Annotated in this window: 14 protein-coding genes; all 14 read left to right on the plus strand. The window is 67.0% G+C overall.

The window, feature by feature from the left end; genetic code table 11:
* The first annotated feature begins 2 nt into the window (after window positions 1–2).
* The 14 genes from ACTPOI_RS12855 to ACTPOI_RS12920 are packed head-to-tail and all read left to right on the plus strand — an operon-like array spanning window position 3 to window position 15604.
* Window positions 3–449: a hypothetical protein gene (locus tag ACTPOI_RS12855; RefSeq protein ID WP_440109376.1), complete on the plus strand. Its 447-nt coding sequence runs from the start codon at window positions 3–5 to the stop codon at window positions 447–449.
* Between the two features lie 5 nt (window positions 450–454).
* Entirely contained in the window at window positions 455–673 is a 219-nt protein-coding gene (locus tag ACTPOI_RS12860; RefSeq protein WP_440109378.1) for a DUF7210 family protein, read from the plus strand.
* Window positions 670–1422 (plus strand): hypothetical protein, encoded by a 753-nt coding sequence (locus ACTPOI_RS12865; protein ID WP_440109380.1) that lies wholly within the window; start codon window positions 670–672, stop codon window positions 1420–1422. The genes ACTPOI_RS12860 and ACTPOI_RS12865 overlap by 4 nt, the downstream gene beginning before the upstream one ends.
* Window positions 1423–1433: 11 nt before the next feature.
* The gene (locus tag ACTPOI_RS12870; RefSeq protein WP_440109382.1) at window positions 1434–1832 is read left to right on the plus strand and encodes a hypothetical protein; all 399 of its coding nucleotides are present in this window, start codon (window positions 1434–1436) and stop codon (window positions 1830–1832) included.
* On the plus strand, window positions 1829–2038 hold the full coding sequence (locus ACTPOI_RS12875) for a hypothetical protein (protein WP_440109489.1): 210 nt from the start codon (window positions 1829–1831) through the stop codon (window positions 2036–2038). Before ACTPOI_RS12870 ends, ACTPOI_RS12875 begins: the two co-directional genes overlap by 4 nt.
* On the plus strand, window positions 2013–2657 hold the full coding sequence (locus ACTPOI_RS12880; RefSeq protein ID WP_440109384.1) for a DUF6441 family protein: 645 nt from the start codon (window positions 2013–2015) through the stop codon (window positions 2655–2657). Before ACTPOI_RS12875 ends, ACTPOI_RS12880 begins: the two co-directional genes overlap by 26 nt.
* A gap of 1 nt (window position 2658) precedes the next feature.
* A complete protein-coding gene (locus tag ACTPOI_RS12885) occupies window positions 2659–6708 on the plus strand; it encodes a tape measure protein (protein ID WP_440109386.1) in 4050 nt (1349 codons plus the stop codon).
* Window positions 6709–6718: 10 nt separating this feature from the next.
* On the plus strand, window positions 6719–7126 hold the full coding sequence (locus ACTPOI_RS12890; protein WP_440109388.1) for a hypothetical protein: 408 nt from the start codon (window positions 6719–6721) through the stop codon (window positions 7124–7126).
* Between the two features lies 1 nt (window position 7127).
* Entirely contained in the window at window positions 7128–10736 is a 3609-nt protein-coding gene (locus tag ACTPOI_RS12895) for a hypothetical protein (RefSeq protein WP_440109390.1), read from the plus strand.
* 18 nt (window positions 10737–10754) lie between these two features.
* Entirely contained in the window at window positions 10755–12026 is a 1272-nt protein-coding gene (locus ACTPOI_RS12900; RefSeq protein WP_440109392.1) for a hypothetical protein, read from the plus strand.
* 3 nt (window positions 12027–12029) lie between these two features.
* Window positions 12030–13025 (plus strand): hypothetical protein, encoded by a 996-nt coding sequence (locus tag ACTPOI_RS12905; protein WP_440109394.1) that lies wholly within the window; start codon window positions 12030–12032, stop codon window positions 13023–13025.
* The gene (locus tag ACTPOI_RS12910; protein ID WP_440109396.1) at window positions 13022–13417 is read left to right on the plus strand and encodes a hypothetical protein; all 396 of its coding nucleotides are present in this window, start codon (window positions 13022–13024) and stop codon (window positions 13415–13417) included. Before ACTPOI_RS12905 ends, ACTPOI_RS12910 begins: the two co-directional genes overlap by 4 nt.
* 23 nt (window positions 13418–13440) lie before the next feature.
* Complete coding sequence (locus ACTPOI_RS12915; RefSeq protein WP_440109398.1) at window positions 13441–15390, plus strand: hypothetical protein; 1950 nt, start codon at window positions 13441–13443, stop codon at window positions 15388–15390.
* Complete coding sequence (locus ACTPOI_RS12920) at window positions 15383–15604, plus strand: hypothetical protein (protein ID WP_440109400.1); 222 nt, start codon at window positions 15383–15385, stop codon at window positions 15602–15604. Before ACTPOI_RS12915 ends, ACTPOI_RS12920 begins: the two co-directional genes overlap by 8 nt.
* Window positions 15605–15640 lie beyond the last annotated feature (36 nt).

A 15640-nucleotide genomic window follows, 5' to 3' on the forward strand; every position in this document is an offset into this window, starting at 1 on the left:
CCGTGTCCGGCAACTCGATCCGCGAACAGATTCTGCTCGCGGTGATGACGGCCGTCCGCACGCCGGTGGAATCGCTCGGGGCCACTCTGCACCGCTCGCCCACGGTGGCCATCGGCCGGGAGCAATGCCCGGCGCTGGTGGTGTTCCCCGAGTCCGAATCCATCACCGAGCGCGCCAACGACCGCGTCACGCGTGAACTGATCGTGCGCCTCGTCGCGCTGGCACGCGCGGTGCCGCCCGCGATTCCGGAGACAGAAGCCGACCGGCTGCTGACCGCCGCTCACGCCGCGCTGCTGGCCGACCGGAATCTGGGTGGCTTGTGCCTGGGCATCCGCGAGCAGGAATGCGAATGGGACATCGAGGACGCCGACGCGGTGGCTGCCGCTATTCCCGCGCGCTACGCGATCACCTACCGGACGCTCGACACCGATCTTTCAACCAACGGATGACTCCCATGACCTCACTCGTCTTGATCCGCCCACACACCCACGCGGGCAAGCCGCTGCAGCCGGGCGAACGGCTTGACGTGGAAAGCGGCACTGCCGACTGGCTCATCGCCAATGGCATCGCCCGCCACGACCGCCAGCCCGCACCCGTGCCGCAGCCGGAAGGCGACAGCGCTCCCATCGAAGCCAAACCCACTCCCACCCAACGCAAGGAATCCAAATCATGAGCACCTACGCCAGTTTTCAGGGCCGCGTCTTCCTCGGCAAGCGCGATATCGACGGCCTTCCTATCGAAGTGCGCTCGCCCGGCAACGTGGCCGAGCTGAAGCTCTCGCTCAAGACCGACGTGCTGGAGCACTACGAGAGCCAGACCGGCCAGCGCTCGCTGGATCACCGGATGGTCAAGCAAAAGTCGGCCACCGTGAATCTCACCATCGAGGAGTTCACCAAGGAAAACCTCGCGCTGGCGCTGTACGGCAACCACGTCACTGGCAGCACAGGCACTGTGACCGCCGAAACCATCGGCGGCGCTGCTCCGGTGGTCGGCGACCGCTACTTCTTCGCTCATCCCAAGGTGTCGGCGCTGGTGGTGACCGACTCGGCGGTCACGCCCGCGACGCTGACCGCAGGCACGCATTACACCGCCGACACCGACTTCGGTGCCCTCCAGTTTCTGGATACCACCGGCTTCACCGCGCCGTTCAAGGCGGCCTACAGCTACGGTGTGGCCACCGAGATCGGCATCTTCACGCAGGCGCTGCCCGAGCGGTTCCTGCGCCTGGAAGGCATCAACACCGCGCAGGGCAACGCCAAGGTGCTGGTCGAGCTGTACCGCGTGGCCTTCGATCCCTTGAAGGAAATCTCCTTCATCTCGGACGAGTACAACAAGTTCGAGCTGGAAGGCTCGCTCCTGGCCGACACCACCAAGCCTTATGACGCGGTGCTTGGCCAGTTCGGCCGCATCGTGCAACTGTGATGGGGACTGCCATGAGCGATCTGGAAACTCTCATCCCACAAGCGGTGGAGCTGGTCATCGACGGGGAGCCGTTGGCCATCAAGCCACTCAAGGTCGGCCAGATGCCCGCCTTCCTGCGCGCCATCACCCCGGTGATGCAGCAGATCGGCGGCGATGGCATCGACTGGCTGGCGCTGTTCGGCGAGCGCGGCGACGACTTGCTGACGGCGGTGTCGATTGCCGTCGGCAAACCGCGCGCGTGGGTCGATGAGCTGGCCGCCGACGAAGCCATTCTGCTGGCGGCCAAAGTGATCGAGGTCAACGCCGATTTTTTTACGCGGACGGTGATGCCCCGGCTCGACGGCCTGATCGCACGGACGGGCGCGACGGCAGCAATGGCCACGGCTGGTTCGACACCGTCCAGCACCTGATCGCCCACGGCCACCGGTTGCCGGACATCCTCGACTACACCCTGGCGCAGGTGCGTGGCTTCGCCGCCGCCACCGCGCGGGATGACGCCGCACGCGATGCGCGGCTTCTGTCGCTGATCGCCATCGGCACACGGGGCGACGCCCGCCACCTCGACCAGACCCTCGACAGGCTCCAAGACCATGCGCATCTCGGTTCGCATCGATAGCAAGGCCGCGCAGGCGCAACTGCGCCGCTGGGGCGGCGAGTTCCGCGACAAGGTCAAGCAGGCGGTCGCGCGCGGCATCGCCAGCGAAGCCACCGAACTCAAGCAGGACGTGCGAAGCCACGTCGCGGGCCAGATGACGGTGGTCAAGAAGTCCTTCGTCAAAGGCTTCACCGCCAAGGTGCTCGACAAGGATCGGAGTCGGCTGCCCGCGCTCTACGTCGGCTCGCGCATCCCGTGGTCGGGCATCCACGAGCGTGGCGGCGTCATTGGTGGCCGGATGCTGATCCCGCTGCACGGGCGCGTGGGCCGTAAACGCTTCAAGGCGCAGATCGCCGAGCTGATGCGCGGTGGCAATGCCTATTTCATCAAGAACGCCAAGGGGAACATCGTGCTGATGGCCGAGAACATCAAGGAACACGACCGGCCACTGTCGGGCTTCAAGCGCCGCTACCGAAAAGCCGAGGGCATCAAGAAGCTGAAGCGCGGTGCCGACGTGCCCATCGCCGTGCTGGTGCCGCGCGTGCAGCTCAAGAAGCGGCTGAACGTCGAGCGCATCGTCGCCGGTCGCATCCCGCGCCTCTCTGCACGGATCGAGAAGCAGTTACGGCTGGTGGACTGAAATGGCAAACCGCATTTCCATCCTTGTTGCGCTAGAAGGCGCTGACGAGGGGCTCAAACGCGCCATCAATTTGGCCGAGCGCAGCCTTGGCGAGTTTGGCGCGAACGCCAAGACCGCAGGCGATAAAGCCGCCGCCGGGATGGCCGAGGTCAAGGCCGGGATGAACGCCTTCGGTGATCAGGTCGCCAAGGCCAAGACGCAGTTGCTGGCCTTCCTCACCCTCAACTGGGCGGCGGGCAAGGTGCAGGAGATCGTCCAGATCGCCGACGCCTGGAACATGATGTCCGCGCGCCTGAAGCTCGCCACCGCAGGCCAGCGCGAATACATGGTCGCGCAGAAGGATCTGTTCGCCATCGCGCAGCGCATCGGCGTGCCGATCCAGGAAACCGCCACGCTCTACGGAAAGCTCCAGCAGGCCGTGCGGATGCTGGGTGGCGAGCAGAAGGACGCGCTCTCGCTGACCGAGAGTATCTCGCAGGCGCTGCGCATCTCCGGCGCATCGGCCACCGAGGCGCAGTCGTCCCTGCTGCAGTTCGGGCAGGCCTTGGCCTCGGGCGTGCTGCGCGGCGAGGAATTCAACTCCGTCGTCGAGAACAGCCCGCGTCTGGCCAAGGCGCTCGCCGATGGCCTGAACGTGCCCATCGGACGGCTGCGCAAGCTCGCCGAAGAAGGGCGGCTCACCGCCGACGTGGTGGTCAACGCGCTGATGAGCCAGAAGGACAAGCTGGCCGCCGAGTACGCGCAATTGCCGATGACCGTCAGCCAGGCCTTCACGCGCCTGTCGAACGCCTTCGGCCAGTGGATCAGCAAGCTCGACGAATCGACCGGCTTCACCAAGAAGCTCGCCGAGGCGCTGACGTGGCTGTCGGAGAACCTGGACACGGTGATGAAGTGGCTGGGGCGCATCGCCGAGGTCGGCCTCGCGGTGCTGGTCTACCGCCTGATTCCGGCGCTGATCATCGCGTGGCAGACGGCAGGTGCGGCGGCGGTGACAGCGGCCAGCACCACGGCGGCGGCGTGGGCAACGGCCAACCTGTCCCTGTCGAATGCCATCGCAACGGTCGGCAAGCTGCGCGTGGCCTTCGCCGTGCTCGGTGCGGCCATCATCGGCTGGGAGATCGGCACGTGGCTGTCGGAGAAGTTCGAAATCGTCCGCAAGGCGGGCATCTTCATGGTCGAGGTGCTGATGAAGGGCATCGAGCACCTGCGCTTCCAGTGGGAGGTGTTCGCCGCCATCTTCAGCTCCGACACCATCGCCGAAGCCACAAAGCGCCACGAGCAGCGGCTCGCGGAGATGAATCGCATCTTCGCCGAGATGTACGCCGACGCCACCGAAGGCGCGAACGCGGCCAAGGGCGCGATGAACACCGCCGCGACCGCCGCCGAGGAAATCGCCAAGCGGCTGGAAGCCGTGCGCCAGGGCACGCAGGAAGCGGTCGGACGCGGCATCGAGGCCGTCCACGCCGCGCTGGAAAAGCTCAAGTCCCGGCTCGGCGAGGTCGAACAGGCGGTGGGCAAGGCCCAAGGCGTGGTCAACGACGCCACCGCCAAGATGGCCGAAGCCTACAAGGGGCTGACCTCAATCGTCGAGGCCAGTCTCGCGCAGCAGGTGCAGGCGGTGAAGAACCGCTACGAGCAGGAGAAGGCGGAACTGGAACGCACCCAGCAGTCCGAAACCGCCAAGATCACCAAGTCCACCCAGCTGCTCACCGAAGCGCTGACCCAGCAGGCGACCCTGCGCCGTCAGGCCACGACCGAGACGCTGGGCCTGATCGATCAGGAAACGCAGGCGCGCAAGGACGCCGCCGCCCGGCAAGGCCAGACCGAGGAAGAGCGCCGCGCCAATGTGCAGCGGGTCGAGAACGACATCCTCGCCACCAAGCGTCAGACCTTGACGCAGGCGCTCTCCGAGTACCGCCAGCACATCGACGCGCTCAACGCCGAAGCCAACCGGCATCTGGCCGAAGTGCAGCGCATCGAGGAAGCCAAGCGCCAGTTGTCGATGTCCACGGAGGAGCGCATCCGCGACATCCGCCGTCAGGGCATGACGGAGTACGAGGCCACCGAGGATCGCAAGCGCCAGATCACTGAGATGCAGGAGCAGGCGCGCCGGGCGCTGGCCAACGGCGAGTTGGAGCTTGCCCGCCAGCTCGCGCAGAAGGCGATGGACATGGCCGCGCAGGTGGCCACCAGCCAGACCAACGAGGCCAAGCGCGGCGAGGAAGCGCGCAAGCAGTCCGAGCAGGCGGTGTCGCAGGTCACGCAGCTCGAAGCGCAGTCGCGCGAGGCCTACCGCAGGCAGGAATACCAGCAGGCCACCGATCTGATGCGGCAGGCCGATCAGTTGCGCGCCGAACTGGCGCAGAAGGCCAAGGACGCCGATGCGCAGGCCGCGCAAGGCAAACAGGGCGTGCGCGACGCCATCGACCGCATCCGCCAGTCCGAGGAAATCCTCAACCAGACGCTGGACGCCGAAGCGAAGGCGCACCAGACGGCGGCACGCTCGGCGATCACCGCACGCGATGAGATTCAGCGCACGCTGACCGAGACCACGCGCCAGATCGACGACATCACCGCCAAGCTCAAGGACGGCTTGAAGGTCACGCTCGACGCCGACACCACGCGTTTCGACAAGGCCATCGCCGATCTGGACAAGGCGCTCGCCGAGAAGGAATACCTGCTCCAGATCCAGGCCGACCTGCAGGAAGCGGAGAAGAAGCTCAAGGAATACGAGCAGCTGCTCAAGGAAGGCAAGACGCTGCCGGTCGATGCCGACGTGTCCAAGGCGAAGGAAGCGCTGGACAAGCTCAAGGCCTACGCCGACCAGAACGCACAGTTCGAGCTGAAGGTGGCGACCGAGAAGGCGCAGGCGGCCATCACCAATGTCGAGGGGATGATCAAGGCGCTGGATCGCATCCAGACCGAATCTCAGCATCAGGTGGCCAGCAACGTCGGCGCGGTTCGCGGGGAGATCGACAGCCTCAACGGGCGCAATACCTCCAGCACCCACACCATCTACGTGACCAAGGTGGAAACCAATGCCACGGGCGGACTGGTCGGTGGCGCGGGTGGTGGTGTCCGTCGCTTTGCTGACGGCGGCGCGGTGGCTCCGGCCTTTCCCCGGATGAGCGGTGGCTCGGTGCCCGGCTCCGGCCACCACGACACCGTGCCGCGTACGCTGGACGCCGGTGCCTTCGTGATCCGCAAGGCAGCCGTACAGAAGTACGGCAGCGGCGCGCTCTCGCGGTTGGCCAGCGGGGTCGCCCACTTTGCACGCGGCGGCCCGGTGGCGATGTTCGGCGGCGGCAAGACGCGAGATGCCGACCCGAACGACAAGCCAAGCAGGCCCAAGAAGAACCGCGAAGCGTTCGAGGCGCTGAAGATGATCGATCTCGGCCTGCAGGGGATGAACGAATACACCAGTTGGCTGCAGTGGAACTACGGCGCATCGGTCAGTCTGGATATGCGCAGCAAGACGATGGACAACTACGGCAAGCAGGCGCAGCAGGATCGCCGCACGCTGGAGGAGTTCATGAGTCGCAAGACGCTCACCGGCAACGAGCGCCAGAACCTCGAACGCATCAAGCAGACGTGGCGCTCGGCGATGGCGCAGCCACTGCTCTGGGGCAAAGACCTGGAGCGCGAGCTGATCGACTACATGGAGCAGAACCAGGGCGAGTTCTACCGGCGCGGCGGCATCTCGAAATCCGACACCGTCCCGGCGATGCTCACCCCAGGCGAGTTCGTCGTGAACCGGCAGGCGGTCTCTCGCTACGGCGCGGGCTTCTTCGAGGCCATCAACAACCTGAGCGCTCCGGCGCAGGCACTGGCCGGACGCGCGCTGGCAGGCATTCAGGGCTTTGCCTCGGGCGGTCTGGTGCAGCCCGCCAGCCGCAGCCTGCCGCGCCCCTCGCTGCCCGACAGCGCGCCGACGCGCACCGTGCGCGTGGAGCTGTCCTCGGGACAGCAGAAGGTCAACGCCACGGTCGATGCGCGCGACGAAGCGCGGCTGCTGCAACTGCTGGACGCCGCCCGCGCCCGCACTTCCTGAAGGTTTTCCGATGCAACTGACGAACCTCGACACCGGGGTGGCTCTGCCATTGCCCGACGACTTGCTATGGAGCGACGAGCACGCGTGGTCGCCAGCGGTCGCCAGCACCTCGTACCTGATCACCGGGGCCTTGCTGATCCAGTCGGCGACCCGGCAGGCAGGTCGGCCGATCACCCTGGTGGGTGCCCCCGATATGGCGTGGGTGACGCGTGCCGCCGTGGAGCAGTTGCGCGGGTGGGCGGCGATTCCGGTGGCCAGCACCACGGGCCGCTTCGAACTGACGTTCGCCGATGGCCGTGTCTTCACGGTCGCCTTCCGCCACCAGGAAGCCGCCATCGAGGCTGAACCCGTGCTGGGCATCCCGGCGCGATCCGGCTCCGATTTCTACCGCCTGACCCTTCGATTCCTGGAGATTTGAGATGCCGATTCAATCCGGCGACGTGAAATTGCTGAAGTCCGCCGTGATGGCGGACGTGCCCGAAGGCGGTGGTGCGCCCACGGGCCTGGTGATCGCTGACGGCGTCTCGAACGCGATCTTTCCGGACATCTCCGAGCTGGATCGCGCTGGAGGCCGCGTCAATCTGCGCAAGAGCTTTGTGCAGGTGGCCACCGACGATACCGACACCTACTTCGGGGCCAACGTCATCGTGGCCGAGCCGCCGCAGGACGAGCGCGTCAGCGTCACGCTGTTCTCCACCCGCAAGACCTTCGACACCCGCGAGCAGGCGCAGACCCGCATCGAGGCCTACCTCAACAAGGGCCCGGAGTGGGCGGGCTACCTGTTCGAGAACCACATCGCGGGCCAGCGCGTGGTGCAGTTGTTCCAGCGCCCGAGCGACGCCGTGCCCAACGTCGGCCAGACCCTCGTCCTGATCGAGAACGAAGGCCTGCCGACGCAGAAGGAGCAGTACATCCGGGCCACCGCCGTGTCGGTGGTCGAGCGCAGCTTCACCTACAACACCGATCAGGACTACAAGGCGGCGGTCGTCACCGTCGCCATCAGCGACGCGCTGCGCTTCGACTTCACGGGCTCGCCCGCCAGCCGCACGTTTACGCGGGCGGCCAACAGCACCAAGGTACGCGACACGGTGGTGGCCGACGCGGGCACCTACGTCGGCGTGGTGCCCCTGACGCAAGCGGCCAATGTGGGCGACTTCACCCTCAAGGGCGCGTCCATCTACACGCAGCTCGTGCCCAGCGCCCAGACCGAGACGCCGATCTCGTTCGTGCCGCCGTATGCCGCAGCGGGCTTGCCGGTGCCGGGCGCGGCACCCGTGAGCTACACGGCCAGCCACGCCTGGAACACCACCCTCAAGTTCAATCTGCCGGGCGGCTGCCTGCCCGGATCGCTGTCCATCGTCACCGACGGCGTCACGATCTTCGACGACGCGGGCCTGCTCAAGACCGCCAGCGGCACGCTGGGCACCATCGACTACGCCAACGGCATCCTGAGCCTGAACTCCGGCTCAATGTCCAACAGCAAGTCCATCACCTACACGCCCGCTGCCCAGTTGCAGCGCGCGCCGCAAAGCTCGGAGATCGCGGTCACGCCGGAGTCGCGCAGCCAGTCCTATGTCGGCACCGTGAACCCGGTTCCGCAGCCCGGCACGCTCTCCATCAGCTACATGGCGCAGGGCCGCTGGTACGTGCTGTCGGACGGTGGCAACGGCTCGCTCAAGGGGCTGGACGCCAGCTACGGCGCGGGCACCTTCAACAAGAACACCGGGGCCTTCGTGGTGACACTGGGCGCGCTGCCCGACGTGGGCTCTTCCCTGATCCTGACGTGGAACGTGCCGACGCAGGAAACGCAGCAACCGACCGCCGCCCTGAAGGCGTCGCAGGCCTTGCAGCTCGCCCCGCCCGAAGGCAAGAGCGTGCAGCCGGGAACGCTCACCATCACCTGGCCGCACGAGAGCGGCACCGGCACGCGCACGGCGTCCGCCGCCACATCCGGCACGCTCAGTGGAGCCGCTACCGGCAACCTGAACGTCGCGCAGAACCTCTTGAGCTTCGCGCCTAACGTCCTGCCGCCGGTCGGCGCGCTGCTGACGGTGGACTACGTCGCGGGCCCCAAGCAGGAAGACAGCTTCGCGCACCCCTCGCGCGATGGCCAGGGCCACGTGCCGGTGACTGCGATTCTGGGCTCCATCGAGCCGGGTTCGCTGGAGATCGAATGGAACACTCTGACCGACACCGCCGTGCTCGGGGTCTACACGCTGCAGCAGATTCAGGCGATGGGGTTTGGCCTGTGGAACGGCGTCGATCCCACGCAATACGCCCGCGACGATGGTGCGGGCAACGTGCTGCGCTCCGGCGTCGTCATCGGCAGCGTCGACTACGCCACTGGCGCAGTGCAGTTCCAGCCCGACGTCACTGTCAAGATTCCAAGCCCTGTCTATGGCGCGCAACGCCTCGGCTGGGCCTCGGGCGTGGGCCAGATGTTCCGCCTCAACTACGGCGGCATCCGCTACGTGGACGCGCCGTCGCTGTACCCGAACGACGAGTCCGGCTACGTCAAGCTGCGCTACAACAGCGCGGGCTCGACCAGTAACCACAGCGAGACGTTCGCGTTCAGCCCGTCGTTTCGGCTGGTGCCGGGCGTGAACGCGCAGGTGGTGACCGGCACGGTATTGCTGGCCATCGCGGGCAGCCAGCCCTGGGGCGACAACGGTCAGGGAACGCTCCGTGAATTCACGCCCAGCGGCTGGGTCACGCGCGGCAGCATCAACTACCTCTCGGGCGCGGTGACCCTCACCTCGTGGTCGGCGGGCGCGACCAACAGCATCACGCGCGCCAGTTGCGTGACCACGGTCGGCGAGAACATCTCCAGCGAGTACGTGTTCCGCACCGGTGCCGCGCCGCTGCGCCCGGGATCGCTGTCCATCCAGTTCGCCCGTGCCGTGGGCGGCACGCAAACCGTGACTGCGGGCATCGACGGCACGATCACCGCGTCCGGCGTCAACGGCAATGTCGACTACGACACCGGCCTCGTGCGCGTGCGCTTTGGCACCGTGGTCACGGCGGCGGGCAACGAGACGGAGCCGTGGTTCGACGCCGAGAACGTCCGTCTGGACGGCAAGATCTTCCGGCCCGAGCCGGTGGCGGCATCCAGCCTGCGCTACAGCGCCGTGGCCTACAGTTATCTGCCCCTGGACGCGGCGCTGCTGGGCATCGACCCGGTGCGCCTGCCCAGCGACGGGCGGGTGCCGATCTTCCGGCCGGGCGGCTTTGCGGTGGTCGGCCACACCGGTCGCATCATGACGTCGGTCAGCAACGGCCAGACCATCGATTGCGCGCGGGTGCGTCTGTCGCGCGTGCGCGTGGTCGGCCACAACGGCGTGGTGATCCACACCGGCTACGTTACCGATCTGGAAGCAGGCACCGTCACGTTCACCGACGTGACCGGCTACAGCCAGCCAGTGACCATCGAGCACCGCATCGAGGACATGGCCGTGGTGCGCGACGTGCAGATCAACGGCGAGATCAGCTTCACGCGCCCGCTGACGCACGCCTATCCGCTGGCCAGTCCCGGCGATCCGGTCTCTGGCAGTTTCGTCTCCAGCGCGCTGGTGGCCGGTGATCTGTTCGCCCGCGTGAACCTCGTGTTCGATCAGAGCACGTGGAACGGCAGCTGGTCGGATGAACTCGTCGGCAGCGCCGCGACGGCCACCTTCAACCACACGCAATACCCGATCACGGTCACCAATCGAGGGGCGCTCACCGAGCGCTGGGTGGTGCGGATGACCAACAGCACCTCGTTCGAGGTCATCGGCGAGAACGTGGGTGTGATCGCCACAGGCAATACCAGCGCCGACTGCGCCCCCAACAACCCGGCGACCGGCGTGCCGTACTTCCGACTGCCCGCGCTCGGTTGGGGCAACGGTTGGGCCACCGGCAACGTGCTGCGCTTCAACACCATCGGCAGCCAGTTCCCGGTGTGGGTGGTGCGCACCGTCCAGCAGGGGCCGGAATCCGTGCCCGACGACCACTTCACGTTGCTGATTCGCGGCGACGTCGACACCCCTTGACCAGAAGGAGTCAATTCAATGGCTGACCTCACCGTCAAATACTTCAACAGCGGCATGACCGGCGCACCGCAGATCTCCAACAACTGGGGCGATCTGGTGACGATGCTCGATGCCTGCCTCGTCAACGGCTTCGCGCTCAAGGCCATCGACACGCTGACTTGTGTCGATGGCATGGCCACCGCCACCATCAGCGCGGGCCACGCCTACCGGCCCGAGCAGGTGGTCGAGATCGCCGGAGCCGACCAGCCCGAGTACAACGGCGAGGTGAGGGTGATCGCCGCCACCGCGACCAGCTTCACCTACGCGGTGATCGGCACGCCCGTGTCGCCCGCGACCAGCGCCACCAGCATCTCGGCCAAGGTCGCGCCGCTGGGTTGGGAGAAGGCGTTCGCGGGAACGAACAAGGCGGCGTACCGCAGCCAAAACCCCGCCTCGCCGCAGAACCTGCTGCTGATCGACGACAGCCTCAAGACGCCCGGGTACACGACGACTTGGGCCAAATGGGCCAACGTCGGCATCGTCGAAGACCTGTCGGACATCGACACCATCGTCGGTGCGCAGGCTCCCTTCGACCCGAACAACCCGACGCAGAACTGGAAGCAGGTTCAGGCCAACCAGTGGGGTTGGTACAAGTGGTACCACGCCCGCACCAGCGGCTACGACAACTCGGGCGACAGCGGCGGCGGCAACCGCAACTGGGTGCTGATCGGCGACGACCGCCTGTTCTACTTGTTTGTCACCAATGCCGCCGGGTACGGCTGGTACGGGCGCAACGGCTACTGCTTCGGCGATATCACGAGCTTCAAGCCCGCCGACAACTACGCGACGGTGCTGGCCGCCGAAGACATCTATTGGAGCAACAGCAGCTCGGGCTACTCGAGCTATCCCGGCCAGTACAACGGCTACGGGCTGACGCAGTCGCTGGAATTCACCGCCAAGGTGCTCTTGCGCAACCACACCCAGCTCGGCAACCCGGTGCGCTTCGGGCTGACATCCCTGAACACCAACAACGGCCAGCAGGTCTGCGGACGCGGGCCGATGCCGTTTCCGAACGGGCCGGACTACAGCCTGTGGCTGCTCCCGACCTATGTGCGGCAGGAGGATGGCCATATGCGCGGCCTGATGCCCGGGATGCTGTGGATGCCGCAGGATCGCCCGTACTCGGATCAGACCATCGTCGACAACGTCGTCGGGCAGACGGGCAGGAAGTTCCTGCTGGTCAGGACGCAGTACAGCTCGGAAGCCGAGGGCGCGCAGATCGCCTTCGACATCACTGGGCCGTGGAGGTAAGCCGTGAGCTGGTGGGAGAGCGTGGCGTCCTTGACGCCGGTCGCGGCGTGGGACGCGTTGCACTTCTCGGGCGGGCAACTGCAGGATCAGGTGGGCAGCAACGCCATCACCGTGCAGGGAGGCGTGGCCACGCCATTCCCGCTCTACGGGCTGTACGGCCAGGACAAGCCCTGGCCGCTGGCGACGCCGATGGCCTTGTCCGGCGACTTCGTGCTGGCGGGCTTCGTGATGCACGTCAGCCGAGGGCTGGTGTTCTACAAGACCCTCGGCGACAGCAACAGCTACTTTCTGGATCAGGAATCCAACGGCGCGATCTACCAGTACGCCAATGGCAGTGGCGGTCAGGTGGGCAGCGGGCCCGCGTGGGGCACGCTGAAATTCATGGCGCTGGTGGTCAGCCCGGCCAGTGCTCGTGTCTACATCAACAACGACTGGGCGGGCGCGGCGTTCGCGCGCTCGTGGGTCGCGGACAGCGTGGGCGGCATCGGCTACTACGCCGATGGCAACGAATACAACATCGGCGGCAGCGAGCGCTTCTTCGCGGCCGGGCTGTGGTCGGGTGTCGCCAGTCTCGCCGACTTGCGCGCGCTGGAAGCCGCCTGCCGCGCCGCGCTCGCCGGGCCGCCGGTCGGCGTTCACGCCGTCGCCTTGAGCCGCTTGCACAGCCCGAACTCCGTGCAGTGGAACGTGCCGGGCAGCCACCCGCGCCAGTACCGAGGCGTGGCCAGCCACCGACGCAACATCCATTTCGGCGGCAACGGCCAGATCACCGGCACCGTCAAAGAGAAGGGCCAGCCCGACCAGCCATTGGTGCGCGAAGTGCTGCTCTACAGCGAGAACACCCACGCCCTGGTGGCGAGCACGTGGTCTCAGGCTGACGGCACGTACCGCTTCGAGCGCATCGATCCCCAACAGCGCTACACGGTGATCAGCACCGACTACCAGCAGCTGTACCGCGCGGTGATCGCGGACAACCTCAGGCCGGAGCCGATGCCATGACCGTCGCCATAACGCAGGAGCACAACGAGGCGCGGCTGGCGGGCACGCTGACCTTCCTCGATGCAGGCAGCAACCCCGCGCGGCTGCGCATCTACGGCGGATCACGCCCGCCCAATCCAGCGGCGACGCCCACCAGCGCGATGCTGGTGGAGATCGCGCTCACCAAGCCCGCAGGAACGATTGCAGGCGGGTTGCTGACGCTCACCCAGCAGGAGGACGGCCTCATTGCCGCCACCGGCATCGCCACCTGGGCGCGGCTGGTCAACGGTGAGGAGGTGACCGCGCTCGATCTGGATTGCAGCGGCACCGATGGCCCGGGCGATGTGAAGCTGGCCAGCACCAACCTCTATCTGGGCGGCGACGCCCGGATGGTGTCGGCCATCTTGGGCTGAAGGATCGGGGGTGAACGGTGCCTGTGAACTCTGGGCAAAACGTCGACCTGCGGTTCGACCGACCCGCCACGCTAGATGCCGATCTGATCTTCGGCGCGGACTACGTGCCGCCGCGCAACGACGTGGTGGTACAGGCCACGCTGCCGCTGCCGGTCGTCAGCGTCGCCTTCATTCCGCCCGCGCGGCTGGAGGTGCTGGCAGAACTGCCGGGCTTGACGGTCAGCACGCTCATCCTGCGCCCGAGCGTGCCGCTCAACGTTGGCGTGGCCAGCCTGCCCGGGGTGGTGCTCACCGGCGAGGTGCGCTACGCCTCGCGCACGCAGCGCCCGACGGTGGGCCAGACTGCGCACGAATGGCAGCAGGCCGTGCAGCGCGAGGACGGCGCAGCGCAGCGCCAGCAGGATGCGACGGCGACGCCCGCAGGCTGGGGTGCGGCGTGGCAGCGTGGGGCTTTGTCGGTTCACTGCATCGCGCACCGTCTGCCGCCAATCTTGGTGGCCGCGCCGCTGCTGCGACGCACCGGCCAGCAGCAGGCGACGCGCTTGCACGGCGCAACCGGGTTCGCCCACGAGAACGCGACGCCCATCGCGCAGATTCGGACGGGCGTGTTCCAGAACGCCACCCGTTTGCGCGACGCCACGCACTTCGCGCATCAGGACGGTGACCGCAGCAAGCGCGCCGGTCGGCTCGCCCTCTGGCAGAACGCCCGACCGCTGACGCAGCGCCAGGGTTCGGACTTCCAGAGCGCAAGCCGCCGACCGGTGGGCTGGCGCGGGCGGTACCAGGAAGCGATGCGGCCACCGCCCGGCATCAGCGTGTGGGTGATCCCCGAGCCGCCCGAACCGCCGCGCTGCTACACGCCAAGTGGCCATCTACTATTCGCTGCACTGGCTCCGGCCAGTGCCCACCTGCTGTTCTTCTGCGAAAACCACACCGACCCGCCCGATGGCGAGACGGTGGTCGTTCCCATCCGGAGGGTCTACTTCGTGATCAACAACGTGACCCTGCACCGGCTGCCCGATGGCTTGCCCGTGCCGGTGTTCAATCTCTCGCTGTCGCTCGACGCCGCGTCCTGGACGTGGGGGGTCGAGGCACTGCTCCCCGCCGCAGTAGAAAGTCTGGTCGCGCCCGGCAGCAATGGCGGCCCGGTCGAACTGGTGGCCAGCGTCAACGGCACGCAGTTCCGCGTCCTGGCCGAGAGCGTCAGTCGCGAGCGGGTGTTTGGCGATGCGAGCATCCGCATCTCGGGCCGTGGGCGCAACGCCGTGCTGGCCGCCCCCTACGCGCCAGTGATGAACTTCCAGCAGCCGCAGGCGCGCACCGCGCGGCAGTTGATGGACGACGTGCTCACCCTCAACGGCATCCCGCTGGGCTGGAACATCGATTGGGGTCTGACGGACTGGAACGTCCCGGCCGGGGTGTTCACTCAGCAGGGCACGTGGATGGAAGCCTTGGTTGCGATTGCCAGTGCGGCCGGGGGTTACCTGATCCCGCACCCGTCCGACCAAAGCATCCGCGTGCGCCATCGCTATCCGGCCGCGCCGTGGGACTGGGACACCGTCACGCCTGACTTCGTGCTGCCCGTCGATGCCGTGGCCCGTGAGTCGCTGCGGTGGGTCGAGAAACCCGGCTACAACCGCGTGTTCGTGTCCGGGCAAGACGTCGGTGTGCTCGGGCAAGTCACCCGGGCCGGGACTGCCGGGGATGTGCTGGCCCCGATGGTGGTCGATGCGCTCATCACCGAAGCCGCTGCCGCGCGTCAGCGGGGCATCGCCGTGCTGGCCGACACCGGGCAGCAGATCGAGGTGAGCCTGCGCCTGCCGGTGCTAGCCGAGACGGGAATCATCGAACCGGGTGCCTTCGTCGAGTACCAAGACGGCAGCGTGACCCGCCTGGGCCTCGTGCGCTCGACGCAGATCGATGCCGGGATGCCCGAGGTCTGGCAGACGCTGGGAGTGCAGAGCTATGCATAACCTCTACGAACAGTTCCGCCAGCTCATCCCCGACCCGCCGTTGCAGGCGGGCACGGTGGTGAGTGTCGGCGCAGGCAGCGTGACCGTCGCCTTGCCCGGTGGTGGCCTGATCCGCGCGCGCGGCAGCGCCGCCATTGGCCAGAAGGTGTTCGTGCGTGATGACGCCATTGAAGGCGTCGCGCCCAGCCTGACGCTGGAAATCATCGAAATCTGAAACTCAACTTTCCGATCAACCCCGAACCCGCCCACG

This window comes from Acidovorax sp. BL-A-41-H1 (assembly GCF_051942715.1).